The organism is Streptomyces sp. NPDC059785, assembly GCF_042732375.1.
GTDB lineage: Bacteria > Actinomycetota > Actinomycetes > Streptomycetales > Streptomycetaceae > Streptomyces.
This window is the reverse complement of the sequence record NZ_JBHWHV010000024.1, coordinates 56,696-82,100: the sequence shown is the minus strand read 5'-3', so window position 1 is coordinate 82,100 and position 25,405 is coordinate 56,696. Positions and strand designations below refer to the sequence as shown.

Genomic DNA, 25,405 nt, shown 5'->3' with positions numbered 1-25,405 from the left:
GAGTGAGACGAGCCCCGAAAGGTAGAGTCCAGCGGCGTGCACCTCAAGGCCCTGACCCTGCGGGGGTTCAAATCGTTCGCCTCGGCGACCACGCTGAGGTTCGAGCCGGGCATCACGTGTGTCGTCGGCCCCAATGGCTCGGGCAAGTCCAATGTCGTGGACGCCCTGAGCTGGGTCATGGGCGAACAGGGTGCCAAGTCGCTGCGCGGCGGCAAGATGGAGGACGTCATCTTCGCCGGCACCACCGGGCGCCCGCCGCTCGGCCGCGCCGAGGTCTCCCTCACCGTCGACAACTCCGACGGCGCCCTGCCCATCGAGTACGCCGAGGTCACCATCACGCGGATCATGTTCCGCAACGGCGGCAGCGAGTACCAGATCAACGGTGACACCTGTCGCCTCCTCGACATCCAGGAGCTGCTGTCCGACTCCGGCATCGGCCGCGAGATGCACGTCATCGTCGGACAGGGCCAGCTCGACTCCGTCCTGCACGCCGACCCCATGGGCCGCCGGGCCTTCATCGAGGAGGCCGCGGGCGTCCTCAAGCACCGCAAGCGCAAGGAGAAGGCGCTGCGCAAACTGGACGCGATGCAGGCCAACCTCGCCCGCGTCCAGGACCTCACCGACGAACTGCGGCGCCAGCTCAAGCCGCTCGGCCGGCAGGCCGCGGTGGCGCGCAGGGCCGCGGTGATCCAGGCCGACCTGCGGGACTCCCGGCTCAGGCTGCTCGCCGACGACCTCGTGACGCTGCGCGGGGCACTGCGGGCCGAGATCGCCGACGAGGCCGCGCTCAAGCAGCGCAAGGACACCGCCGAGGCCGAGCTGAGGAAGGCACTGGGACGCGAGGCACAGCTCGAGGACGAGGTCCGCAGGCTCTCGCCGCGCCTCCAGCGCGCCCAGCAGACCTGGTACGAGCTGTCGCAGCTCGCGGAGCGGGTGCGCGGCACCGTCTCGCTCGCCGACGCACGCGTCAAGAGCGCGACCTCCGCGCCCGCCGAGGAGCGGCGCGGACGCGACCCCGAGGACATGGAGCGCGAGGCCGCCCGGATCCGCGAGCAGGAGGCCGAGCTCGAAGCGGCCCTGGAGGCGGCCGAGCGCGCCTTGGAGGACACCGTCGCCCACCGCGCCGAACTGGAGCGCGGACTCGCCGCCGAGGAACGCCGCCTCAAGGACGTCGCCCGCGCCATCGCCGACCGCCGCGAGGGACTGGCACGTCTCAACGGGCAGGTCAACGCCGCCCGCTCGCGGGCCGCCTCCGCACAGGCGGAGATCGACCGGCTGGCCGCCGCCCGGGACGAGGCCCAGGAACGCGCCGTCGCCGCCCAGGAGGAGTACGAACAGCTCAAGGCCGAGGTCGACGGGCTCGACGCCGACGACGCGGACCTGGCGGACCGTCACGAGCTGGCCAAACGCGCGCTCGCCGAGGCGGAGACGGCGCTCACCGCCGCGCGGGAGGCGGCCACGGCGGCCGAACGCGCCCGCGCCGCCACCCAGGCCAGGCACGAGGCGCTGGCCCTCGGACTGCGCCGCAAGGACGGTACGGGCGCGCTGCTCGGAGCCAGGGACCGGCTGACCGGCTTGCTCGGACCCGCGGCCGAACTGCTGACGGTCACTCCCGGTTACGAGGTCCCGCTCGCCGCCGCCTTCGGCGCGGCCGCCGACGCCGTCGCCGTGACCACCCCCGCCTCGGCCGCCGAGGCCATCCGGCTGCTGCGCAAACAGGACGCGGGCCGGGCCGCCCTGCTGCTCGAGGGGGCGCCCGAGAAGGAGCATGACGTGAGTCCCGCGGGCGCCGACGACGGGCTCTCATCGCAGGAACGCCCGGACGGGTCCCCGTACGCCGCCGATCTCGTCCGGGGGCCCGCCGAGCTGATGCCCGCCGTGCGGCGGCTGCTGCGCGGCATCGTCGTCGTGGGGACGCTGGAGGACGCCGAGGACCTCGTCTACGCGCGGCCCGGACTGACCGCGGTCACCGCCGAGGGCGACCTGCTGGGCGCGCACTTCGCGCACGGCGGGTCCGCCGGGGCGCCGAGCCTCATCGAGGTGCAGGCGTCCGTCGACGAGGCCGCCGCGGAACTCGAAGAGCTGGCCGTACGGTGCGCGGAGCTGGCCGAGGAGCAGCGGCTGGCCGCCGAGCGGCGGGCGGAGAGCGCCGCGCTCGTCGAGGAGACGGGGGAGCGGCGCCGGGCGGCCGAGCGGGAGAAGTCGTCCGTGGCACAGCAGCTCGGGCGCCTCGCCGGGCAGGCGCGGGGCGCCGCGGGCGAGGCCGAGCGCAGCACCGCCGCCGCCGCGCGGGCGCAGGAGGCGCTCGACCGCGCCCTGGAGGAGGCGGAGGAACTGGCCGAACGGCTCGCCGTCGCCGAGGAGCTGCCGGCCGAGGAGGAGCCCGACACCTCCGTACGCGACCGGCTCGCCGCCGACGGTGCCAACGCCCGGCAGACCGAGATGGAGGCCCGGCTCCAGGTACGTACGCACGAGGAGCGGGTCAAGGGGCTCGCGGGGCGGGCCGACGGCCTGGACCGGGCGGCGCGTGCGGAACGCGAGGCACGCGCGCGTGCCGAGCAGCGCCGGGCCCGGCTGCGCCACGAGGCGGCCGTCGCGGAGGCCGTCGCCTCCGGCGCGCGGCAGCTCCTGTCCCACGTGGAGGTCTCCCTCGCGCGGGCCGACGCCGAGCGCGCCGCCGCCGACGAGGCCAGGGCGCGGCGCGAGCAGGAGCTGGCGCGGGCGCGTACCGAGGGCCGCGATCTCAAGGCCGAGCTGGACAAGCTGACCGACTCCGTGCACCGGGGCGAGGTCCTGGGCGCCGAGAAGCGGCTGCGGATAGAGCAACTGGAGACGAAGGCGCTGGAGGAGCTGGGCGTCGAGCCGGCGGGCCTGGTCTCCGAGTACGGCCCCGACCAGCTCGTCCCGCCGTCGCCGCCGGCCGAGGGTGAGGAGCTGCCCGAGGACCCGGAGCACCCGCGCAACCGGCCCCGGCCCTTCGTACGGGTGGAGCAGGAGAAGCGGCTGAAGGCCGCCGAACGGGCGTACCAGCAGCTCGGCAAGGTCAATCCGCTGGCCCTGGAGGAGTTCGCCGCGCTGGAGGAACGCCACAAGTTCCTCAGCGAGCAGCTGGAGGACCTGAAGAAGACGCGTGCCGATCTGCTTCAAGTGGTGAAGGAGGTCGACGAGCGGGTCGAGCAGGTCTTCACCGAGGCGTACCGGGACACCGCCCGCGAGTTCGAGGGGGTGTTCAGCCGGCTCTTCCCCGGCGGGGACGGGCGGCTGATCCTGACCGATCCGGACAACATGCTCACCACGGGCGTGGACGTCGAGGCCCGGCCGCCGGGCAAGAAGGTCAAGCGGCTCAGCCTGCTCTCGGGCGGCGAGCGGTCGCTGACCGCGGTGGCGCTCCTCGTGTCCATCTTCAAGGCCCGGCCCAGCCCCTTCTACGTGATGGACGAGGTCGAGGCCGCGCTCGACGACACCAACCTTCAGCGGCTGATCCGGATCATGCAGGAGCTCCAGGAAGCCTCGCAGCTCATCGTGATCACGCACCAGAAGCGCACGATGGAGGTCGCCGACGCGCTGTACGGCGTCTCGATGCAGGGCGATGGGGTGTCCAAGGTCATCAGCCAGCGGCTGCGCTGACCGTTTCTCCCGCGCGGCGCCCTCGCGCCCCGGCTACTCCCACGCGGCGCCCTCGCGCCCCGGCGCTTCCCGGCGTGCGCTCCTGATCTCGGGGTACACGGTTCATGTCAACGAGTTGTGTTCAACTTTTGAATGCAAGCGCGACACTCAAGGTCTGATTGCTCACAATAAAAGATTCTTGACTTCGAGACTTGAAGGCATAGTCTTCCCAACGTTGCTTTTACCTTCAGGTGGTGGGCGGCGTGAAGTTGTGCGCCACTGGAAGGGCTCGCCCTTACCCCCGGCAGCGAGGCCGGTGGCCCGAGGAGTACACGTGACCAGCACAGCGCAGGCACCTCAGTCAGGAGCCAGGTCGGCTCATCCCGAACATCTCGGGCATGTCATCTTCATCGCCGCGGCGGCGGCGATGGGCGGTTTCCTGTTCGGCTACGACAGCTCCGTGATCAACGGTGCGGTCGAGGCGATCCGGGACCGTTACGACATCGGCTCGGCGGCGCTGGCCCAGGTGGTGGCCATCGCGCTGATCGGTTCCGCGATCGGCGCGGCCACCGCGGGCCGGATCGCCGACCGGATCGGCCGGATCCGCTGCATGCAGATCGCCGCGGTGCTGTTCACCATCAGCGCGATCGGCTCGGCGCTGCCCTTCGCGCTGTGGGACCTGGCGTTCTGGCGCATCGTCGGCGGTTTCGCGATCGGCATGGCCTCGGTGATCGGCCCGGCCTACATCGCCGAGGTCGCGCCGCCCGCCTACCGGGGCCGGCTCGGCTCCTTCCAGCAGGCCGCGATCGTGGTCGGCATCGCGGTCTCGCAGCTGGTCAACTGGGGCCTGTTGAACGCCGCCGGCGGCGACCAGCGCGGCACGCTGATGGGCCTGGAGGCCTGGCAGGTCATGCTCGGCGTGATGGTCGTCCCGGCCGTCCTGTACGGGCTGCTGTCCTTCGCCATCCCCGAGTCCCCGCGCTTCCTGATCTCGGTGGGCAAGCACGACCGCGCCCGCGAGATCCTCGAAGAGGTCGAGGGCAAGAACGTGGACCTCAACGCCCGGGTCACCGAGATCGAGACGGCCATGCGGCGCGAGCACAAGTCGTCCTTCAAGGACCTGCTCGGCGGCACCTTCTTCTTCAAGCCGATCGTCTGGATCGGCATCGGGCTGTCGGTCTTCCAGCAGTTCGTCGGCATCAACGTGGCGTTCTACTACTCCTCCACGCTGTGGCAGTCGGTCGGCGTCGACCCGTCGGATTCCTTCCTGTACTCGTTCACCACGTCGATCATCAACATCATCGGCACCGTGATCGCGATGATCTTCGTGGACCGGATCGGCCGCAAGCCGCTGGCCCTGATCGGCTCCGTCGGCATGGTCGTCGGCCTCGCCTTCGAAGCGTGGGCCTTCTCCTACGACCTGGTCGACGGCAAGCTGCCCGCCACCCAGGGCTGGATCGCCCTGATCGCCGCCCACGTCTTCGTCCTCTTCTTCGCCCTCTCGTGGGGCGTGGTGGTCTGGGTCTTCCTCGGCGAGATGTTCCCCAACAAGCTCCGCGCCGCCGCTCTCGGCGTGGCCGCATCCGCGCAGTGGATCGCCAACTGGGCGATCACCGCGAGCTTCCCGTCGCTGGCCGACTGGAACCTGTCCGCGACCTACGTGATCTACACGGTCTTCGCCGCCCTCTCCATCCCCTTCGTGCTCAAGTTCGTGAAGGAGACCAAGGGCAAGGCCCTGGAGGAGATGGGCTAGCCCGCTCCCGCCCCGAACTCGGGGAGAAGGGCCAAGTCCCCGCTGCCCCTCTCCCCGTATCCGTGAGCCGTACTGCCCCGTCCCGGACCCAGGCCCTCTCAGGCCGGAAGGTCCCGGAAGCGGGGCAGTACGGCTTCGCAGTACAGCTTGAGGCCGCGCCAGCCCTCGTCCACCGGCATGCCGCCGGCCAGCGGGTGCAGTACGTGGTGGTCCAGGCCCTGGCCGAGGCAGTCGTCGGGCGTCAGGATCCGGTAGACGCCCTCGGCGCGCAGTTCGTCCACCGTACGGGCCGCCGACCGCACCGCCGAGCGGATGTCCCCGGACTGCCAGGAGGCATAGGTCCGTGCCTCGTGCAGCAGGTGCTCGCCGTACCGCTCCCAGGACCGGTCGGGATCCTCGGACAGGTGCAGCAGCGGGGTCTCGGCCGCGGGCATCATCGTCCAGCCCTCGGTGCCGTACTCGGTGAGCCGCTCCTTGTAGTACGCCTCCAGGTCCGGCAGGTGCGCGCTGGGGAAGAACGGCAGGCCGAGGCGGGCGGCCCGGCGCGCCGCCGCCTTCGAGGAGCCGCCGACCAGCAGCAGCGGATGCGGATCCGAGTACGGGCGCGGGGTGACGCGCGCCGTACGGCCCCGGTAGGTGAACTCCTCGCCCGTCCATGCCTTGAGCAACGTCTCCAGGAGCTCGTCCTGGAGTCTGCCGCGCCGGTGCCAGTCCACGCCGAAGAGGGCGTACTCCTCCGGCCGGTAGCCGATGCCCGCGACCGTGACGAGCCGGCCGCCGCTGAGCAGATCGAGCACGGCGATGTCCTCGGCGAGCCGCAGCGGGTCGTGCAGCGGGCCGATCACGGCGGAGACGGTCACCGCGATGTTCTTCGTCGCCCCGAGGACGGCGCCCGCGAAGGTGAACGGCGAGGGCAGCCAGTTGTCGGCGACGCCGTGGTGCTCCTCGGTCTGCACGGTGGAGATCCCGCGCTCGTCCGCGTACGCGGCCATCTCTACCGCGGCCCGGTAGCGGGCGCTCAGCGACGCGGGTGTGGCACCGGGCTCGACGAGGTTGAGACGTACGACGGTCACGGGCATGGCGGAGCCCCCTTCACCGGGCGGACGGACGGGCGGACGCACGGGGTGCCGGTGAAGGGGGACATTAGCTGACGATGCGTCAGGTAACCAGGGTTGCGGCGCGGCGGGGGTGTCAGGCGGCGGTGCGGTGGGATGTCAGACGGCGGCGGGGGCCGGGTCCTCGGCGGCGGCCGGGACCGGGGCGACCGCCGGCTTCGGCAGGACCGTGTACAGCAGGAAGGCGATCACGACGGTGGCGACCCAGCCGAGGCCGTACTCGCCGACCGGGTTGTTCGCGGCCAGCGGCCCGGTGAACCAGTCGGACGTGGTGAACAGCAGCCCGCCCCCGAGCGCCACCGCCCAGGCCGCGACGGCGGCGGGGGAGACGCCGCCGCGGTACCAGTAGGCGCTGGTGCGCGTGGTGTCGACCAGCGCAGCGGGGTCGTACTCCTTGCGGCGCAGCATGTCCGCGCCGAAGACGCCGACCCAGGCCGAGAACGCGACCGCGAGCAGCGACAGGAAGGCGATGAAGGACCCCAGGAAGGAGGTCGCGGCCAGCATCAGGATGCCGCCGAAGACCAGCGAGATCACGGCGTTCACCGAGACCGCCCAGTGGCGCGGGACGCGGAAACCGAGGGTCTGCGCGGTGAAGCCCGCCGAGTACATCGACATCGCGTTGATCAGCAGCATGCCGACCAGGGCGATGAGGAGGTAGGGCACCGCGATCCACAGCGGCAGGATCTCGCCGAGGAAGGAGACCGGGTCGGCCGCCGAGGCCAGGTCCGGCGTGGAGACCGCCATGACCGCGCCCATCAGGACCATGGGCAGCACCACGATGCCGGCCCCGCCGATCGAGTTCCGCACGATCGCCGCCGACGACGCCGTACGCGGCAGGTAGCGCGTGAAGTCCGGCGACGACGGCACCCAGCTGATGCCGCCCGCGGCGATCATCCCCACACCGGTGATCATCATCGACGTCGAGCCCGCCGACCCGCCGAAGACCCGCCCCCAGTCCGTGTCCACGACCAGATAGCCGAGCACGAGCACGGAGAAGGCGCCGAAGAGGTACGTCGCCCACTTGTTGCATCTGCGCACGGCGCCGATCCCGAGACCCGAGATGGCGAACGTCGTGATCACGAAGAGCAGCAGGGTGACGACGATCAGGAACGTGTTGCTGTGCACGCCGAAGAGGATGTCCAGGACAGTGAGCAGGGCGTACGCGCCGGTCACCGCGTTGATCGTCTCCCAGCCCCAGCGGGCCACCCAGATCAGCGCCCCGGGCAGCAGATTCCCGCGCTGCCCGAAGACCGCCCGGGACAGCGCCATCCCGGGCGCGCCACCGCGCTTGCCCGCGATCCCGATCAGCCCGACCAGCCCGTACGACACGACCGGCGCCGCGACGCCGACCACGAGCGACTGCCAGAAGTTCAGTCCGTAGCTGACCGCCAGGCTCGCGCCCATGGTCAGCAGCAGCACGCTGATGTTGGCGGCGACCCAGGTCGGGAACAGCTCCCGGGTCCGCGCGGTGCGCTCGGCGTGCGGGACGGGTTCTATGCCACGGGTTTCGAGGCCGCCGTCGTGCGACGCGGTGGTGCTCGCGTTCGTGCTCTCGGTGGTGCTCATGGAGGGGGGATCCGTACCTCTCGATCGGCCCGGCGGGGGAGAGCCGGTGGGGGAAGCCGAAGGGGAGTAATCATCGTACTTTAAGACGAGTAGTGGCCCCTCGTGCCCTTATGTTCCTCGTCGGAAGCCACAAGGAGCCGTTTACGGGAGTCGTGGGACGCCCGCTGTGGAAGCCGCGAGCCGGGCCCGCTTGTGCACAGGCTCCACAGGCTCCACGGGCTTCTGTCCACAGGCTCCACAGGCTTCGCGCGCCCATGGCCGATACTGGGGGCGTTATGGAAACCGTCATCCTTGCTGTAGTCATCGCCGTGGTCGTGCTCGGCGCGATCGGCGGGCTCGTCATCGGCAGCCGCCGGCGGAAGCCGCTGCCCCCGCCGCCCCCGTCGACCCCCGACATCACCGCCCCCCCGGCCGAGCCGCACGTCGGCGACGAGGCCGAGACGCCGCGCGACGAAACGCGCAGATCGATCGAGGAGGTGGACCTCCCGGACGCGACGGCGCCGGCGCCCGTCGCCGTCGAGGAACCGCCCGTCGTCGAGGCACCCCCGATCGAGGTCCCGGAGCCGACCGCCGGGCGCCTGGTGCGCCTGCGCGCCCGCCTCTCCCGCTCGCAGAACGCCCTCGGCAAGGGGCTGCTCACGCTCCTCAGCCGCGAGCACCTGGACGATGACACCTGGGAGGAGATCGAGGACACGCTGCTGACCGCCGACGTCGGCGTGCAGCCCACCCAGGAGCTGGTCGATCGGCTGCGCGAGCGCGTGAAGGTGCTCGGCACCCGCACCCCCGAGGAGCTGCGCGGCCTGCTGCGCGAGGAGCTGCTCACGCTCCTCGTGCCCGAGTTCGACCGTGCCGTCAAGACCGACTCGAACCTGGACACCCCGGGCATCGTGATGGTCGTCGGGGTCAACGGCACCGGCAAGACCACCACCACCGGCAAGCTCGCGCGCGTGCTCGTCGCCGACGGCAGGAACGTGGTGCTCGGCGCCGCCGACACCTTCCGCGCCGCCGCCGCCGACCAGCTCCAGACCTGGGGCGAGCGCGTCGGCGCCCGCACCGTGCGCGGTCCCGAGGGCGGCGACCCCGCCTCGATCGCCTTCGACGCGGTCAAGGAGGGCATCCAGGAGGGCGCGGACGTCGTCCTCATCGACACCGCCGGACGGCTGCACACCAAGACCGGCCTCATGGACGAGCTCGGCAAGGTCAAGCGCGTCGTGGAGAAGCACGCGCCGCTGGACGAGATCCTGCTCGTCCTCGACGCCACCACCGGGCAGAACGGTCTGGTGCAGGCCCGCGTCTTCGCCGAGGTGGTCGACATCACCGGCATCGTGCTGACCAAGCTCGACGGCACCGCCAAGGGCGGCATCGTCATCGCCGTCCAGCGCGAGCTGGGTGTGCCGGTCAAGCTGGTGGGTCTGGGCGAGGGCGCCGACGACCTGGCGCCGTTCGAGCCCGAGGCGTTCGTGGATGCGCTCATCGGCGAGTAGCGGCGGCCGCCGCCGTCCCGCCCGGCGCCACGACGCGCGACAGGTACGACAGGTACGACAGCACGGACGCAGAGCCCCGCACCCGGGTACGACCGGGGGCGGGGCTCTGCGATGAGGGATGCCTCTTCGCGTGCCGGATGACCCCCGTCCACCCGGCACGCGAAGAGACCGGCCGCGCGGGCCGGACGCGGTCTACGCGCGCGAGCGGTGCGCCACGTAGGCCAGCGTCCCCAGCAGCAGCCGGGCCTGGGGAGGTCGCGTCGCCGAGTCGAGCGCCGGCGGACGCAGCCAGCGGACGGGGCCGAGCCCGCCGCGGTCGGAGGGCGGAGCCGTGACGAACGCGCCGGCGCCGAGGGCGTGCAGATCCAGGGCCGCGCCGTCCCAGCCCGTCCGGTACAGCAGCTCGGTCAGTCCGGCCGCGACACCCGGGGCGACGAAGAAGTGGGCGCGGCCGTCGGGCGTCGCCGACACCGGGCCCAGCGGGAGCCCCATCCGCTCGAGGCGGACGAGCGCGCGCCGCCCTGCGGGCTCGGCGACCTCGATCACGTCGAACGCGCGCCCCGCGGGGAGCATCACCGCCGCGCCGGGGAACTCGTCCCAGGCCCGTGTCACCTGATCCAGGGTGGCGCCGGCCGGGACGGTCGGAGCGAAGTCCAGGGGATGGGCGCCCGGTGCCCGGCAGTCGGCCTTGCCGCAGGAGCACACCCCGGCCGCGGCCCGGGCGCCGGGCACCACGTCCCAGCCCCACAGTCCGGTGAACTCGGCCACGGCGGTGCACTCCGAGGCGCGGCCGCGGCGCCGCGCGCCCGGCCGGATCTCGCGGATCCCCCGAGTGCCGCCGATCGTGAAGCCCATGCCCCCTCCAACGGGTCCAGCGCGCCGGTGGTTACGAAGCGGATGCTTGCTGTAACTCTCTGTTTCCGGCTTCCCTGAAGTCACGTGCGTCAGGCAGCGCGTAGAGGTGCCGCAGGTGGTGCGCATCGCTCCGTGCGCCCTCGCGTGCATCGTTTCGCTCGCCCCTGACTGCGCTGTGTCAAGTGAATCGCGTGATGGCCGCCGTGAGTTCATTCGAAGGGGTGGCGAATGGTGGCGTTTCCCGGATCGCCGTGGCTGCGTGCGTGATCGTAGGATTACTTTGAGTGCACGGGTCCTGGGGGCGCACGCACTTGTGGGTATGCCGGAGGCAACGCGGGTTCCCGTTCGAAGGGTGAGAACCACCGGACGCACGGCCGCGATCACCGGCATTCTGATAGGGCTTGGGCGCACACAGCGTGCAAGTGGTTTCAGGGATGGGGGCGTTCCAGTGGGCGGCAACGGCACAAGCACGGCGAACGCGGTGAACGCTGAGAAGCGCCCCAATCAATTGCTGGGCTCGTGGTTCGTCCGCAGCGGTTGGTCCAAGGGCGAGCTGGCCCGCCAAGTGAACCGCCGGGCGCGGCAGTTGGGCGCCAACCACATCTCCACGGACACCTCCCGCGTGCGCCGCTGGCTGGACGGCGAGAACCCGCGGGAGCCGATCCCGCGCATCCTGTCCGAGCTGTTCTCCGAGCGCTTCGGCTGCGTCGTGGCCGTCGAGGACCTGGGGCTGCGGGCCGCCCACCAGTCACCGTCCGTGTCCGGCGTCGACCTGCCCTGGACGGCCCCTCAGACGGTCGCGCTCATCAGCGAGTTCTCGCGCAGCGACCTCATGCTGGCCCGGCGCGGCTTCCTCGGCAGCTCACTCGCCCTCTCCGCGGGCCCCACCCTGATCGAACCGCTCCAGCGCTGGCTCGTGCCCGCACCCGCCGCCCCGGCGAGCGAGCCGGAGCCGCCCGCTTCCGCGCGCCGCGGCGGCCGGCTCTCCAAGCCCGAGCTCGACCTCCTCGAGTCCACCACCGTGATGTTCCGTCAGTGGGACGCGCAGTGCGGCGGCGGCCTGCGCCGCAAGGCCGTCGTGGGCCAGCTCCACGAGGTGACCGACCTGCTCCAGGAGCCCCAGCCGGAGGCCACCACCAAACGCCTCTTCAAGGTCGCCGCCGAACTGTCCGAGCTGGCCGGCTGGATGAGCTACGACGTGGGCCTCCAGCCCACCGCGCAGAAGTACTTCGTCCTCGCCCTGCACGCCGCCAAGGAAGCCGGCGACAAACCGCTCGGCTCGTACGTCCTGTCCAGCATGAGCCGGCAGATGATCCACCTCGGCCGGCCCGACGACGCCCTGGAACTCATCCACCTCGCCCAGTACGGCAGCCGCGACTGCGCGAGCCCGCGCACCCAGGCCATGCTGTATGCGATGGAGGCCCGCGCCTACGCGAACATCGGACAGCCCGGCAAATGCAAGCGCGCCGTCCGGATGGCCGAGGACACCTTCGCCGACGTCGGCGAGTGGGACGACCCGGACCCCGACTGGATCCGCTTCTTCTCCGAGGCCGAGCTGTACGGCGAGAACTCCCACTCCTTCCGCGACCTCGCCTACGTCGCGGGCCGCAGCCCCACCTACGCCTCCATGGCCGAACCCCTGATGCGCAAGGCCGTCGACCTCTTCGCCAAGGACCCCGAGCACCAGCGCTCGTACGCGCTGAACCTCATCGGCATGGCCACCGTGCACCTGCTCCAGCGCGAGCCCGAGCGCAGTACGGATCCGGCCAGGGAGGCCATGGTGATCGCCAAGAGAGTCCGGTCCGAGCGCGTGAACACCCGTATCCGAAAGACGGTCGACACGGCCGTCCGTGACTTCGGCGACCTCGGAGAGGTCATGGACCTGACCGACCAGCTCGCCGTCGACCTGCCCGAGACCGCCGAGGCGGTCTGACCCGGGGCCGCCGACGCGGCCCCCACCAGTACGCCGGCCGTGGCCGGCCGTCCCGAACTGCCCGACTCGGCTCCCCCATGCCAGGTCATCGGACGGCCCGCCGCGGCCGGTCCTTGTCTCCCCGCGGCAGGTTGCGCCACGATAACGATCGCTCCGCCCGGTATCAGGCAGTTCATGGACGCGTAACACGCACGGTGCCTTCGTCACTGCGGCGAAACATCGAGGGGCGTCGACGGAAACGGCGCTGCGCCAATCTCGTGGCGCATAACCGGCCCACCCCTCACATCCCGCTCAGGCTTCGCCCGCACGGGGCCGTACCAACGACGAGGAGACGCCGATGGCACCAGCCATCACGCTTGCCGCGGACGCACCCACGCTGTCCGCCGCCAACACCGGCTTCATGCTGATCTGTTCCGCCCTGGTGATGCTCATGACGCCGGGTCTGGCCTTCTTCTACGGAGGCATGGTCCGCGTCAAGAGCACCCTGAACATGCTGATGATGAGCTTCATCAGCCTGGGCATCGTCACCATCCTGTGGGTGATCTACGGCTTCTCGATCGCCTTCGGCACCGACAGCGGCTCGGTCGTCGGCTGGTCGTCCGACTTCGTCGGCTTCAGCGGCATCGGCAAGGTCGAGCTCTGGGACGGCTACACCATCCCGATCTACGTCTTCGCCGTCTTCCAGCTCATGTTCGCGATCATCACACCCGCCCTGATCAGCGGCGCCCTCGCGGACCGGGTCAAGTTCACCGCCTGGGCGCTGTTCATCGCCCTGTGGGCCACCATCGTCTACTTCCCGGTCGCGCACTGGGTCTGGGGCGCCGGCGGCTGGGCCTTCGACCTCGGCGTCATCGACTTCGCCGGCGGCACGGCCGTCCACATCAACGCCGGCGCCGCGGCCCTCGGCGTCATCCTCGTCATCGGCAAGCGCGTCGGCTTCAAGAAGGACCCGATGCGCCCGCACAGCCTCCCGCTGGTCATGCTCGGCGCCGGGCTGCTCTGGTTCGGCTGGTTCGGCTTCAACGCCGGCTCCTGGCTGGGCAACGACGACGGCGTCGGCGCGCTGATGTTCGTCAACACCCAGGTCGCCACCGCCGCCGCCATGCTCGCCTGGCTCGCCTACGAGAAGATCCGGCACGGCGCGTTCACCACCCTCGGCGCCGCCTCCGGCGCGGTCGCGGGCCTGGTCGCCATCACCCCGTCCGGCGGCGCGGTCTCCCCGCTCGGCGCGATCGCCGTCGGCGCCATCGCCGGTGTCCTGTGCGCCATGGCCGTCGGCCTCAAGTACAGGTTCGGCTACGACGACTCGCTCGACGTGGTCGGCGTCCACCTGGTCGGCGGCGTCGTCGGCTCCCTGCTCATCGGCTTCTTCGCCAGCGGCGGAGGCCAGTCCGACGTCAAGGGCCTCTTCTACGGCGGCGGCCTGGACCAGTTCTGGAAGCAGTGCGCCGGTGTCTTCGGCGTCCTCGCCTACTCCCTGGTCGTCTCCGCGCTCCTCGCCTTCGTCATCGACAAGACGATGGGCATGCGGGTCACCGAGGACGAAGAGGTCGCCGGTATCGACCAGGCGGAGCACGCCGAGACCGCATACGACTTCAGCGGCGCCGGCGCCGGCGGCGGCGCGGCCCGCACCGCCACGACCGCCCCGGCCCAGGAGAGCGCGAGCAGCAGCGCGAGCAAGAAGGTGGACGCATGAAGCTCATCACCGCCGTCGTCAAGCCCCACCGGCTCGACGAGATCAAGGAAGCCCTCCAGGCCTTCGGAGTGCACGGCCTCACCGTCACCGAGGCCAGCGGCTACGGCCGCCAGCGGGGACACACCGAGGTCTACCGTGGCGCCGAGTACACCGTCGACCTGGTACCCAAGATCCGTATCGAGGTACTGGCCGAGGACGACGACGCCGAACAGCTCATCGATGTCGTGGTGAAGGCCGCCCGCACGGGCAAGATCGGTGACGGCAAGGTCTGGTCCCTCCCGGTCGACACGGCCGTGCGCGTCCGGACCGGCGAGCGCGGCCCGGACGCGCTGTAAATCGAACCGAGGATGACGGAACAGGGAGTCGCCGGGTGACGAGTACGGACAGGCCCACCGAAGCAGAGGGCTCGGAACCCGGCGGCTACGCGGCGGCCCGGCTGCGCCTCCTCCAGGAGAAGGCGCGGTCCGGGCCGCCGCGCCGTACCGCTCTCGCGGGGCTCACCGACGACTGGCTCGCCGGCCTCTTCGACGCCGGCGCCGCAGGGCTCCGCGGCATCTCCCTGATCGCCGTCGGCGGCTACGGCCGCGGCGAACTCTCCCCGCGCAGCGACCTCGACCTGCTGCTCCTGCACGACGGCTCCGACACCGCCGCCGTCGCCGCCCTCGCCGACCGCCTCTGGTACCCCGTCTGGGACCTCGGCCTCGACCTCGACCACTCCGTCCGCACACCCGCCGAGGCCCGCAGAACCGCAGGCGAGGACCTCAAGGTCCAGCTCGGCCTCCTCGATGCCCGCCACCTCGCCGGCGACCTCGGACTCACCGCCGCACTGCGCACCGCCGTCCTCGCCGACTGGCGCAACCAGGCACCCAAACGCCTGCCCGAACTCCAGGAACTCTGCGCCGCGCGAGCCGAACGCCAGGGCGAACTGCAATACCTCCTCGAACCCGACCTCAAGGAGGCCCGCGGCGGACTGCGCGACGCCACCGCACTGCGCGCCGTCGCCGCCTCCTGGCTCGCCGACGCACCCCGCGAAGGACTCGCCGACGCCCGGCGCACCCTTCTCGACGTCCGCGACGCCCTCCACCTGACCACCGGCCGCGCCACCGACCGCCTCGCCCTCCAGGAACAGGACCAGGTCGCCGCCGAACTCGGCCTCCTCGACGCCGACACCCTCCTGCGCCAGGTCTACGAGGCCGCCCGCGTCATCTCGTACGCCAGCGACGTCACCTGGCGCGAGGTCGGCCGTGTCCTCAGGGCGCGCGCCGTGCGACCCCGGCTGCGCGCGCTCCTCGGCGGCGCCAAACCCACCCCCGAGCGCTCCCCGCTCGCCGAAGGCGTCGTCGAACAGGACGGCGAGGTCGTCCTCGCCCGCGCCGCACGCCCCGAACGCGACCCCGTGCTCCCGCTGCGCGCCGCCGCCGCGGCCGCCCAGGCCGGGCTGCCGCTCTCCCTGCACGCCGTCCGCCGGATGGCCGCCGCCGTCCGCCCGCTGCCCACCCCCTGGCCCGCCGAGGCCCGCGAGCAGCTCGTCACCCTGCTCGGCTCGGGCCGCCCGACCGTCGACGTCTGGGAGGCGCTGGAGGCCGAAGGGCTCATCACCCGGCTGCTGCCCGACTGGGAACGGGTGCGCTGCCGGCCGCAGCGCAACGCCGTGCACATCTGGACCGTCGACCGCCACCTGATCGAGACCGCCGTCCGCGCCTCCGAGCTGACCCGCCGGGTCGGCCGCCCCGACCTCCTGCTTGTCGCCGCGCTGCTGCACGACATCGGCAAGGGCTGGCCCGGCGACCATTCCGTCGCCGGCGAGATCATCGCCAAGGACGTCGCCGCCCGCATCGGCTTCGACCGCACCGACGCCGCCGTCCTCGCCACCCTCGTCCGCCACCACCTGCTGCTCGTCGAGACGGCCACCCGGCGCGACCTGGAGGACCCCGCCACCGTCCGCTCCGTCGCCGAGGCCGTCGGCACCCAGAGCGCCCTCGAACTGCTGCACGCCCTGACCGAGGCGGACGCGCTGGCCACCGGACCGGCCGCCTGGTCGTCCTGGCGCGGCTCCCTCGTCGCCGACCTGGTCAAACGCGTCTCCGCCGTCCTCGCGGGCGACGACCCCGGCACCCCCGATACGGCCGCCCCCACCGCCGAGCAGGAACGGCTCGCCATCGAGGCGTTCCGCACCGGCGGACCCGTACTGGCGCTGCGGGCGCAGACCGAACCGCCCCTCGAACCGCCCGCCGAACAGCCACCGGGCGGACCCGAGCCGCTCGGCGTGGAACTGCTGATCGCCGTCCCCGAGCAGGCCGGCGTGCTGCCCGCCGTGGCAGGCGTCCTCGCCATGCACCGGCTGACCGTGCGCACCGCCGAGCTGCGCGTCCTCGACCTGCCCGACGGCGTCCGCGGCTCCGTCCTGCTGCTCAACTGGCGGGTCGCCGCCGAGTACGGCTCCCTGCCGCAGGCGGCCCGGCTCCGCGCCGACCTCGTCCGCGCCCTCGACGGGTCGCTGGACGTCGCGGGACGGCTCGCCGAGCGCGACGCCGCCTACCCCCGGCGCCGCGGGACGGTCGCGCCGCCGCCCCGGGTCACCGTCGCGCCGGCCGCCTCACGGCACGCCACGGTCATCGAGGTACGCGCCCAGGACGCCCCCGGACTGCTCTTCCGCATCGGCCGCGCACTGGAGGAGGCGAAGGTACGGGTACGGAGCATGCACGTCTCCACGCTCGGCGCCAACGCCGTGGACGCCTTCTACGTCACCGGCCCCGAGCCCGGCCCACTGCCGGGCGAGGAGGCGGTGACGGTGACACGGGCACTGGAGGAGACGCTGCGGGCGTGACCTGGTGACCTTGCGAGTCGTTGAGCCGCGTGTTTCTCCGCCCTCTGCGGAGATGGTCCACCGGCGCAGCACGTGCTGAAGATGGGCAATGACCGCTCCCCACGCATGTGGGGCTGGCCCTCGCCGCGATAGTTCCACCGGCGGGGGCCGACTTGTTGCCGCGGCCGGATACTCTGGAGGGCAACCCAGACTGCCCCCGACCTTCGAGGACCGACGAGCGCCGTGTTCGATACCCTCTCCGACCGCCTCAGCGCGACTTTCAAATCTCTCCGCGGGAAAGGCAGGCTCTCCGAGGCTGACATCGACGCCACCGCGCGCGAGATCCGTATCGCGCTGCTCGAGGCCGACGTGGCGCTCCCTGTCGTCCGCGCGTTCATCAAGAACGTCAAGGAGCGTGCCCTCGGCGCCGAGGTGTCCCGCGCGCTGAACCCCGCCCAGCAGATCGTCAAGATCGTCAACGAAGAGTTGATCACGATCCTGGGCGGCGAGACCCGTCGGCTGCGCTTCGCCAAGAACCCGCCCACCGTGATCATGCTCGCGGGTCTCCAGGGTGCCGGTAAGACCACCCTGGCGGGCAAGCTCGGCCGGTGGCTGAAGGAGCAGGGCCACTCGCCGCTCCTCGTCGCCGCCGACCTCCAGCGCCCGAACGCGGTGAACCAGCTCAGCGTCGTCGCCGAGCGCGCGGGCGTCGCCGTCTACGCCCCGGAGCCGGGCAACGGCGTGGGCGACCCGGTCAAGGTCGCCAAGGACTCCATCGAGTTCGCGAAGACCAAGGTCCACGACATCGTGATCGTGGACACCGCCGGCCGCCTGGGCATCGACCAGGAGCTGATGCGGCAGGCCGCGGACATCCGTGACGCGGTCTCGCCGGACGAGATCCTCTTCGTCGTCGACGCGATGATCGGTCAGGACGCGGTCAACACCGCCGAGGCCTTCCGCGACGGCGTCGGCTTCGACGGCGTCGTGCTGTCGAAGCTCGACGGTGACGCTCGCGGTGGTGCCGCGCTGTCGATCGCCTCGGTGACCGGCAAGCCGATCATGTTCGCGTCGAACGGCGAGAAGCTCGACGACTTCGACGCGTTCCACCCCGACCGGATGGCTTCGCGCATCCTCGACATGGGTGACCTGCTCACCCTGATCGAGCAGGCGGAGAAGACGTTCAGCCAGGAAGAGGCCGAGAAAATGGCCTCCAAGCTGGCGTCCAAGAAGGGTCAGGACTTCACGCTCGACGACTTCCTGGCCCAGATGGAGCAGGTCAGGAAGATGGGCAGCATCAGCAAGCTGCTCGGCATGCTCCCCGGCATGGGCCAGATCAAGGACCAGATCCAGAACCTGGACGAGCGCGACGTCGACCGCACGGCCGCGATCATCAAGTCGATGACCCCGGCCGAGCGCCAGGAGCCGACGCTCATCAACGGCTCGCGCCGTGCCCGTATCGCCAAGGGTTCCGGCGTCGAGGTCAGCGCCGTGAAGAACCTGGTGGAGCGGTTCTTCGAGGCCCGCAAGATGATGTCCCGCATGGCCCAGGGCGGCGGCATGCCGGGGATGCCCGGGATGCCGGGCATGGGCGGCGGACCCGGCCGGACCAAGAAGAAGCAGAAGCAGGCCAAGGGCAAGCAGCGCTCCGGCAACCCGATGAAGCGCAAGCAGCAGGAGCAGGAGGAGGCCGCCCGCCGCGAGAGCGCGGGCCAGGGCGGCAACGCCTTCGGCCTGCCGCAGCAGGGCGCCCAGGACTTCGAACTCCCCGACGAGTTCAAGAAGTTCATGGGCTGACCGGACCTCCCGTTCCGGACCGTGCCGTACGCCGCTGGGGGCGCCCCTTCGAAGGAAGGGGCGCCCCCAGCGCATGTACGGGTGCCCGCGCGGGGGCCGCTTCCTGCTTGACGGCGAACTTCCAGATGTAGGGCTCGCCGCCCTCCTCGGACCAGTGCACCTCGACGGACTTCGTGTCCGGGGGCACCAGGTACGCCCCGCAGAAGACGTGGCTCTCGCCCTGCTTCCAGCTGCTGATGTCGTACTGGTCCTCGCAGCCCTCGGTGTCCGCCTCGGGGGAGCCGATGCAGGTCGCGCTGCGCCCGCCGTCGGTGCAGATCTCGGTGCCGCCGTACGTGCGGGACCCGGCCGTGAGGTTCGGACCGCTGCTGTGCGTGAACTTCACGTGGGCGATGGCGAGCGCCTTGCCCTTGGCGGCCTCCTTGTTCCGCATCAGTTGCCGAGCGTCGGCCTCGGTGCCGAGGTCGGCCTTCTCGGCGGCGATCTCGTAGGTGACTTCGCCGTCGGCCTCCTGGACCTTCCCCGTGACGCTCTCGCCGGTGTCCAGCGCCGCCCCCATCCCGGCGGCCTCGGCCTGTGACGTCTCGGCTTCGGGCTCGACGTCGCCGTCGCGTCGGCGTGTTTCTGTGGATGCCGGTCCGGTACGGGCCGAGGAACGCCGGCGCTCAGGGCGTCCGGGCGATCAGGTACCGGAAGACGTTGGTCATCCACACCGTCCCGTCCTTGCGCACGTACGCGTGGAGGGACTCCTTGAGCTCCTTGTCGACCTGCGACTGGTCGGTCGCCGTGATCGCCGCGTCGAACAGCCCCGTCGACAGCAGTCCCCGGACCGCGCTGGCGATGTCGGCGTAGCCGAAGGGGCAGGCGACGCGTCCGGAGCCGTCCGGTTTGAGACCGGCCCGCTGGGCGATGTCCTCGAGGTCGTCGCGGAGCGCGGGATGCCAACTGCCCGCTCCCCGCAGCGGAACGGCCAGTTTGGTGGCGATCCGCAGCACCGACGAGGTGGCGCAACGTTCCGGCGGACCCCAGCCGGCCAGCACGACGGGCGCGCCGCGCCGGGCGAGCGGTGCCGCCGCCGTCAGGAGGTCCCCGAGCTTTTCCGAGTCCCGTGCCGCGCAGCCGATCGGCTCGAAGGCGGTCACGACGGTGTACGCGGGAGCGTCGGGATCGGTCAGATCCGTCGGCTTGCCCTCGACGATGCGGGCGTCCCCGCGCGCCGGCGTGCGCCATGCCTCCGGCAGCACCCGCGTCCGCGCGAGCGCCAGCCGCTCGGGCGCCGAGGCGTCGAGCCCGGTGACCGAGGCGCCCCGCGACGCCGCCATCAGCAGGGCGAGCCCCGAACCGCAGCCGAGGCCGAGCAGCCGGGTTCCCCTGCCCACTTCCAGCCGGTCGTAGACGGCCTCGTAGAGCGGAACCAGCATCCGCTCCTGGATTTCGGACCAGTCACGCGCGCGTGCACACTGATCCACGCGAGGGGTGTGTCCCGCGTGAGCCGGTTGCTGCCGCACGAGCGTTGGTGTCATCGAAAGTGCCCCAATCCGCCGAGAGTTGCCGCTGTGCCCTGATCCTTGGCCCCCCGTGCAGTGCGCCGCACTTCCCCCGTATGCCAGGTAACTGCGCGCCAGTCGTGGAGTCCAGAGGTTCTGGGCATCCGCTTGCGGGCTGTCCAGAGGTTGTGCGCGTCCGCTCGCGCGCTGTCCGGACATGGCGCCGCGCGCCGAGGGGTGCGCGGGCGCGGAAAGTGCCGCGCGGCACGGGGGCCGCACCCGTACCATGCGCGGCATGGCAAAGGCCCCTGTCCTCACGCCTCGGGCGGACGACTTCCCACGCTGGTACCAGGACCTGATCACCAAGGCCGAACTGGCCGAGAACGGACCGGTGCGCGGCACCATGGTCATCCGGCCGTACGGGTACGGGCTGTGGGAGCGGATGCAGCAGGAGCTGGACGCCCGGATCAAGGCGGCGGGCGCCCGTAACGCGTACTTCCCGCTGTTCATCCCGCAGTCGTACCTGACGCGGGAGGCCGAGCACGTCGAGGGCTTCGCCCCGGAGCTCGCGGTCGTCACCCACGGCGGCGGCAAGAGGCTGGAGGAGCCGGTCGTCGTCCGCCCCACCTCCGAGACGATCGTCAACGAGTACTTCGCCAAGTGGGTGCAGAGCTACCGAGACCTGCCGCTGCTGATCAACCAGTGGGCGAACGTGGTGCGCTGGGAGATGCGCCCGCGCGTGTTCCTGCGCACCACGGAGTTCCTCTGGCAGGAGGGGCACACCGCGCACGCCACCTACGAGGACGCCCGGGACTACGCGGCCCGTATCCACGAGCGGGTGTACGCGGACCTCATGGTGAACGTGCTGGGCATCGACGTGGTCCTGGGGCGCAAGACGCGCGCCGAGCGGTTCGCGGGAGCCGTCAACACCCTGACGCTCGAGGCCATGATGGGTGACGGCAAGGCCCTCCAGATGGGCACGAGCCACGAACTCGGCCAGAACTTCGCCCGCGCCTTCAACACCCGCTATCTGTCCCGGGACGGCGGTCAGGAGCTGGTCTGGCAGACCTCCTGGGGCGCCTCGACCCGCATGGTGGGTGGCCTGATCATGTCGCACGGCGACGACAGCGGGTTGCGGGTGCCGCCGCGCCTGGCCCCCGTGCAGGCCGTGGTCCTCGCGATCAAGGGGGACGAGGCGGTTCTGGCCAAGGTCCGCGAGATCGGCGACCGGCTGGCCGCGGCGGGCGTACGCGTCGAGGTGGACGACCGCACCGACACCCCCTTCGGCCGCCGCGCCGTCGACTGGGAGCTCAAGGGCGTGCCCGTCCGGGTCGAGGTCGGGCCGCGTGACCTGGAGAGCGGGACGGTGATGCTCGCGCGGCGGATCCCCGGGGGCAAGCAACCCGTCGCCGCCGACGCGCTCGCCGCCTTGCTGCCCGCCGTCCTGGAGGAGGACCAGGCGCTGCTGCTGCGGCAGTCACGGGAGCGCCGCGAGTCCCGTACGGCGGACGTCGCGACGGTCGGGGAGGCCGTCGAGGCGGCCTCGGCCGGCGGCTGGGCCCGCATTCCGTGGTCCGACCTGGGCGAAGCCGGGGAGGCCCGACTGGCCGAACACGCCGTGACCGTACGGTGTCTCGTGGCCGAGGACGGGTCGGTCCCGGAGGCCGACGACGCACCCGGTAACGTCGCCGTCGTGGCGCGCTCCTACTAGGCGGACCCGTGGCTCGGCCGGGGCGCGCGGAGGGCGGCCGAAACGCCTCTTGCGCGTCCGATGACTCCACTCGCCCCGGCGCGCGGACCCCGGATACGCGCGGGGGCGTACGAGTGGCTACGTACCGGCTGGGTGCGAACTGTGAGGCTTCTCCGCAGATCAGCGCACCCGCCCTCGTCAGGACGCATCAGCGACAACTGACGGGTACGTGCAAATTATTTGGGATGCCCCGGAATAGGAACACAGAGGCACCCCGGCTCGTTGTCACGACGTGAGCACGACACCACCTGTTCTCGCCGCAGAGCTGGCAGGGGCGTGGGCCGACATTCAGCGGCACCACCCCGAGCTGCCCGATCTTGCCGCGCCAGAGTCCCTGATCGGGGAATCGTCGTCCGCCTGCGGACACGAGCTCTCCTTCGAACGGCTGCTTCACGAAGCAGTCCACGGCATCGCCGCCGCCCGTGGCATCCGCGACACCTCACGGGCAGGCCGCTACCACAACCGCAGATTCCTCGCGATCGCCGAGGAGCTGGGCCTTGACCATCCGGACGAGCCGCATCCCAGCAGCGGCTTCTCCCTGGTCTCGCTCAACCCCGAGGCGAAGCGGCGCTACCGCCCGACGATCGAGCGCCTGCAGCGCGCCCTGAAGGCGCACACCGCGGCGACGGCCTCCGACACGGGCCGCAGCTTCCGCGGTCCGGCCGCCCGGCACGGCTCCTCCGGAGGAGGTGTCCGGGTCAAGGCGGTCTGCGACTGCGGGCGCAACGTCCGGGTCGTCCCGTCGGTGCTGGCACAGGCGCCGATCGTGTGCGGGGGATGCGGCAAGCCCTTCCGGATCCCGGAGGTGGTGGGCGCGGCGGCAGGCTGAGGTGCGGCTGCTCGTGGCAGCCGTACCCGGCCGGCCGGGTCGGGGGATCCGGCCGAGGCCGAATCGCGCCGGAAGGGCACGAGGGGGAGGGGGACACAAGGGGGATCAAGGGGGACGGGGGATACGCACACGAGAGCGGTACCCGTGAGCGCCGGGCGGCAGCTGTGCCCGGGGGCCGGCGCCGGGTGCCGCCGAGGCGTGCGCGGGAGTGCGGGCGGGGGCCCGGGCGGGTGAAGGCGCCCCGCCGGGATGTGGCACAATGGCTAGCTGTACTCGACAGCCGCACAGGACCCCTCTCTCCTCCGGCTGACGCGTCCATCGGGCACTCGGGTACCGCAACCCCACGCGGCCATCTCGCCGTGCCCAACCACGTCAAGACCAGGAGACACCACTCCCGTGGCAGTCAAGATCAAGCTGAAGCGTCTGGGCAAGATCCGTTCGCCTCACTACCGCATCGTCGTCGCCGACTCCCGTACCCGCCGTGACGGCCGGGCCATCGAGGAGATCGGTCTGTACCACCCGGTGCAGAACCCGTCGCGCATCGAGGTCGACGCGGACCGCGTCGCCTACTGGCTGGGTGTCGGCGCGCAGCCGACCGAGCCCGTGCTCGCGATCCTCAAGAAGACCGGCGACTGGCAGAAGTTCAAGGGCGAGCCCGCCCCGGCTCCGCTGCTCGTCGCCGAGCCCAAGGCCACGCGCCCGTCGTTCGACGCCCTGGGCGGCGACGACGAGGGCAAGGGTGAGGCCATCACCCAGAAGAAGAAGGCCGAGAAGAAGGACGACGCTGCGGCCGAGTCCTCCTCGTCTGAGTCGACCGAGGCCTGAGCATGCTCGAGGAGGCTCTCGAGCACCTCGTGAAGGGCATCGTCGACAACCCCGACGACGTGCAGGTCGCCTCGCGCAACCTGCGCCGTGGACGCGTGCTCGAGGTCAGGGTCCACCCCGACGACCTCGGCAAGGTGATCGGCCGCAACGGCCGCACCGCGCGCGCCCTGCGTACCGTCGTAGGGGCCATCGGCGGCCGCGGCGTCCGTGTCGACCTCGTCGACGTGGACCACGTTCGCTGACGTAGCAGACAGCACCGGCTCGGGCCGGGGAAGGCTTGCGAGCCCTCCCCGGCCCGCAGTCGTCTGCGCGCCCGTTCCGGCGGTTCGGGATGTAATGCCGGTAGGCACACGACAGGAGATCAAGCACAGTGCAGCTGGTAGTCGCTCGCGTCGGCCGCGCCCACGGCATCAAGGGCGAGGTCACCGTCGAGGTACGCACCGACGAGCCGGAGCTCAGGCTCGGCCCCGGCGCCGTCCTGGCCACGGACCCCGCCTCGGCCGGTCCGCTGACCATCGAGACGGGCCGCGTGCACAGCGGCCGTCTGCTCCTGCGCTTCGAGGGCGTACGGGACCGCAACGGCGCCGAGGCGCTGCGCAACACCCTGCTCATCGCCGACGTGGACCCGGACGAGACGCCCGAGGACCCGGACGAGTACTACGACCACCAGCTCATGGACCTCGACGTCGTCACGGCCGACGGCACCGAGGTCGGTCGGATCACCGAGATCTCGCACCTGCCCTCGCAGGACCTGTTCGTGGTGGAGCGGCCCGACGGCAGCGAGGTGCTGATCCCCTTCGTCGAGGAGATCGTCACCGGGATCGACCTCGCGGAGCAGCGCGCGGTCATCGACCCGCCGCCCGGCCTGATCGACGACCGCGCCGAGGTCGCCTCCGCGCGCGACGCGGAGGAAGCCCCCGAGGGCGGCGCCTGATGCGGCACGCCACCCTCCGGGTAGACGTGGTCACCATCTTTCCCGAGTACCTGGAACCCCTGAACGTCTCGCTCGTCGGCAAGGCACGCGCGCGTGGGCAGCTCGATGTGCGCGTGCACGACCTGCGGCAGTGGACCTACGACCGGCACAACACGGTCGACGACACCCCGTACGGCGGCGGTCCCGGGATGGTCATGAAGACCGATCCCTGGGGCGACGCCCTGGACACCGTCCTGGCGGACGGTTACGAGACGGGCTCCCGGGGACCCGCTCTGGTGGTGCCCACGCCCAGTGGGCGCCCCTTCACCCAGAAACTCGCCGTGGAGCTCTCCGAGCGTCCCTGGCTGGTCTTCACGCCCGCCCGCTACGAGGGCATCGACCGCCGCGTCATCGACGAGTACGCCACCCGGATACCCGTCTACGAGGTGTCCATCGGCGACTACGTGCTGGCCGGCGGTGAGGCGGCCGTCCTGGTCGTCACGGAGGCCGTGGCGCGGCTGCTGCCCGGCGTCCTCGGCAACGCGGAGTCCCACCGGGACGACTCGTTCGCCCCCGGGGCCATGGCCAGCCTCCTGGAGGGGCCCGTCTACACCAAGCCGCCCCGGTGGCGCGGCCGTGAGATCCCCGAGGTGCTGCTCAGCGGCCACCATGGGAAGATCGCGCGCTGGCGCCGTGACGAGGCGCTCAGGCGCACCACCGCGAACCGTCCGGACCTCATCGAGCGCTGCGATCCGGCGGCCTTCGACAAGAAGGACCGCGAGATGCTCTCGATCCTCGGCTGGGCGCCGGATCCCGAGGGTGCCCCGCACGGTCGATTTTGGCGCAGGCCGGAGGCCGTGGAAGAATAGACCGCTGTTGTACGTCGTCCGGCGTGCGCCCCTGCCACAGGGGGACACGACGCCCGTCCCGACGAGGACAGCACATTTCCTGGAACACCGACTTCCGTCGATGACCTGTGGCATCGCCGAAGAA

Annotated in this window: 19 protein-coding genes; 14 read left to right on the top strand and 5 right to left on the bottom strand. The window is 71.5% G+C overall.

Annotated elements, in window-relative coordinates; all coding sequences use genetic code 11:
• Positions 1-36: 36 nt before the first annotated feature.
• Positions 37-3,627: a chromosome segregation protein SMC gene (smc, locus tag ACFV6E_RS19760; protein WP_385463076.1), complete on the top strand. Its 3,591-nt coding sequence runs from the start codon at positions 37-39 to the stop codon at positions 3,625-3,627.
• A gap of 313 nt (positions 3,628-3,940) precedes the next feature.
• Positions 3,941-5,359: a sugar porter family MFS transporter gene (locus ACFV6E_RS19755; protein WP_385162552.1), complete on the top strand. Its 1,419-nt coding sequence runs from the start codon at positions 3,941-3,943 to the stop codon at positions 5,357-5,359.
• 98 nt (positions 5,360-5,457) lie between these two features.
• On the opposite strand, the gene ACFV6E_RS19750 is transcribed toward ACFV6E_RS19755, so the two are convergent.
• Positions 5,458-6,438 carry an LLM class flavin-dependent oxidoreductase gene (locus ACFV6E_RS19750; protein WP_385463073.1) on the bottom strand — a complete coding sequence of 327 codons (981 nt, stop codon included), beginning with the start codon at positions 6,436-6,438 and terminating at the stop codon, positions 5,458-5,460.
• A 135-nt stretch (positions 6,439-6,573) separates the two neighbouring features.
• Complete coding sequence (locus tag ACFV6E_RS19745; RefSeq protein ID WP_385463070.1) at positions 6,574-8,040, bottom strand: cytosine permease; 1,467 nt, start codon at positions 8,038-8,040, stop codon at positions 6,574-6,576.
• Positions 8,041-8,315: 275 nt separating this feature from the next.
• Between ACFV6E_RS19745 and ftsY the strand changes: the two genes are divergently transcribed.
• Positions 8,316-9,524 (top strand): signal recognition particle-docking protein FtsY, encoded by a 1,209-nt coding sequence (gene ftsY / locus ACFV6E_RS19740; RefSeq protein WP_385463067.1) that lies wholly within the window; start codon positions 8,316-8,318, stop codon positions 9,522-9,524.
• Positions 9,525-9,716: 192 nt separating this feature from the next.
• On the opposite strand, the gene ACFV6E_RS19735 is transcribed toward ftsY, so the two are convergent.
• A complete protein-coding gene (locus ACFV6E_RS19735) occupies positions 9,717-10,379 on the bottom strand; it encodes a bifunctional DNA primase/polymerase (protein ID WP_385162558.1) in 663 nt (220 codons plus the stop codon).
• Positions 10,380-10,827: 448 nt separating this feature from the next.
• On the opposite strand from ACFV6E_RS19735, the gene ACFV6E_RS19730 reads away from it, so the two are divergent.
• From ACFV6E_RS19730 to ffh, 5 genes are all read left to right on the top strand, one after another.
• Positions 10,828-12,312, top strand: coding sequence for a hypothetical protein (locus ACFV6E_RS19730; RefSeq protein WP_385162560.1), 1,485 nt, complete (start codon positions 10,828-10,830; stop codon positions 12,310-12,312).
• Between the two features lie 337 nt (positions 12,313-12,649).
• Entirely contained in the window at positions 12,650-14,008 is a 1,359-nt protein-coding gene (locus tag ACFV6E_RS19725; RefSeq protein WP_385463064.1) for an ammonium transporter, read from the top strand.
• Positions 14,005-14,343 (top strand): P-II family nitrogen regulator, encoded by a 339-nt coding sequence (locus ACFV6E_RS19720; protein ID WP_385162563.1) that lies wholly within the window; start codon positions 14,005-14,007, stop codon positions 14,341-14,343. Before ACFV6E_RS19725 ends, ACFV6E_RS19720 begins: the two co-directional genes overlap by 4 nt.
• A gap of 35 nt (positions 14,344-14,378) precedes the next feature.
• Complete coding sequence (locus ACFV6E_RS19715) at positions 14,379-16,835, top strand: [protein-PII] uridylyltransferase (protein WP_385463061.1); 2,457 nt, start codon at positions 14,379-14,381, stop codon at positions 16,833-16,835.
• Between the two features lie 222 nt (positions 16,836-17,057).
• Positions 17,058-18,608, top strand: a complete 1,551-nt coding sequence (gene ffh / locus ACFV6E_RS19710; RefSeq protein WP_385162566.1) for a signal recognition particle protein — start codon at positions 17,058-17,060, stop codon at positions 18,606-18,608.
• Here ffh and ACFV6E_RS19705 read toward each other — a convergent pair.
• Both ACFV6E_RS19705 and ACFV6E_RS19700 read right to left on the bottom strand, forming a co-directional pair.
• Positions 18,598-19,167 carry a hypothetical protein gene (locus ACFV6E_RS19705; RefSeq protein WP_385463058.1) on the bottom strand — a complete coding sequence of 190 codons (570 nt, stop codon included), beginning with the start codon at positions 19,165-19,167 and terminating at the stop codon, positions 18,598-18,600. The genes ffh and ACFV6E_RS19705 overlap by 11 nt on opposite strands.
• A 106-nt stretch (positions 19,168-19,273) precedes the next feature.
• Positions 19,274-20,131 carry an SAM-dependent methyltransferase gene (locus ACFV6E_RS19700; protein WP_385463055.1) on the bottom strand — a complete coding sequence of 286 codons (858 nt, stop codon included), beginning with the start codon at positions 20,129-20,131 and terminating at the stop codon, positions 19,274-19,276.
• Positions 20,132-20,390: 259 nt separating this feature from the next.
• Between ACFV6E_RS19700 and proS the strand changes: the two genes are divergently transcribed.
• The 6 genes from proS (at position 20,391) to trmD (ending at position 25,281) form a co-directional block, all read left to right on the top strand.
• A complete protein-coding gene (gene proS / locus ACFV6E_RS19695; protein ID WP_385463052.1) occupies positions 20,391-21,806 on the top strand; it encodes a proline--tRNA ligase in 1,416 nt (471 codons plus the stop codon).
• A 271-nt stretch (positions 21,807-22,077) separates the two neighbouring features.
• Positions 22,078-22,674 carry a hypothetical protein gene (locus tag ACFV6E_RS19690; protein ID WP_385162572.1) on the top strand — a complete coding sequence of 199 codons (597 nt, stop codon included), beginning with the start codon at positions 22,078-22,080 and terminating at the stop codon, positions 22,672-22,674.
• Positions 22,675-23,070: 396 nt separating this feature from the next.
• Positions 23,071-23,499, top strand: coding sequence for a 30S ribosomal protein S16 (gene rpsP, locus ACFV6E_RS19685; protein WP_385162574.1), 429 nt, complete (start codon positions 23,071-23,073; stop codon positions 23,497-23,499).
• A 2-nt stretch (positions 23,500-23,501) separates the two neighbouring features.
• Positions 23,502-23,741 (top strand): RNA-binding protein, encoded by a 240-nt coding sequence (locus ACFV6E_RS19680; protein ID WP_003973401.1) that lies wholly within the window; start codon positions 23,502-23,504, stop codon positions 23,739-23,741.
• A gap of 128 nt (positions 23,742-23,869) precedes the next feature.
• Positions 23,870-24,433 (top strand): ribosome maturation factor RimM, encoded by a 564-nt coding sequence (rimM, locus tag ACFV6E_RS19675; RefSeq protein WP_385162579.1) that lies wholly within the window; start codon positions 23,870-23,872, stop codon positions 24,431-24,433.
• Positions 24,433-25,281 carry a tRNA (guanosine(37)-N1)-methyltransferase TrmD gene (trmD, locus tag ACFV6E_RS19670; protein ID WP_385162581.1) on the top strand — a complete coding sequence of 283 codons (849 nt, stop codon included), beginning with the start codon at positions 24,433-24,435 and terminating at the stop codon, positions 25,279-25,281. The genes rimM and trmD overlap by 1 nt, the downstream gene beginning before the upstream one ends.
• The last annotated feature ends 124 nt before the right edge of the window (positions 25,282-25,405 follow it).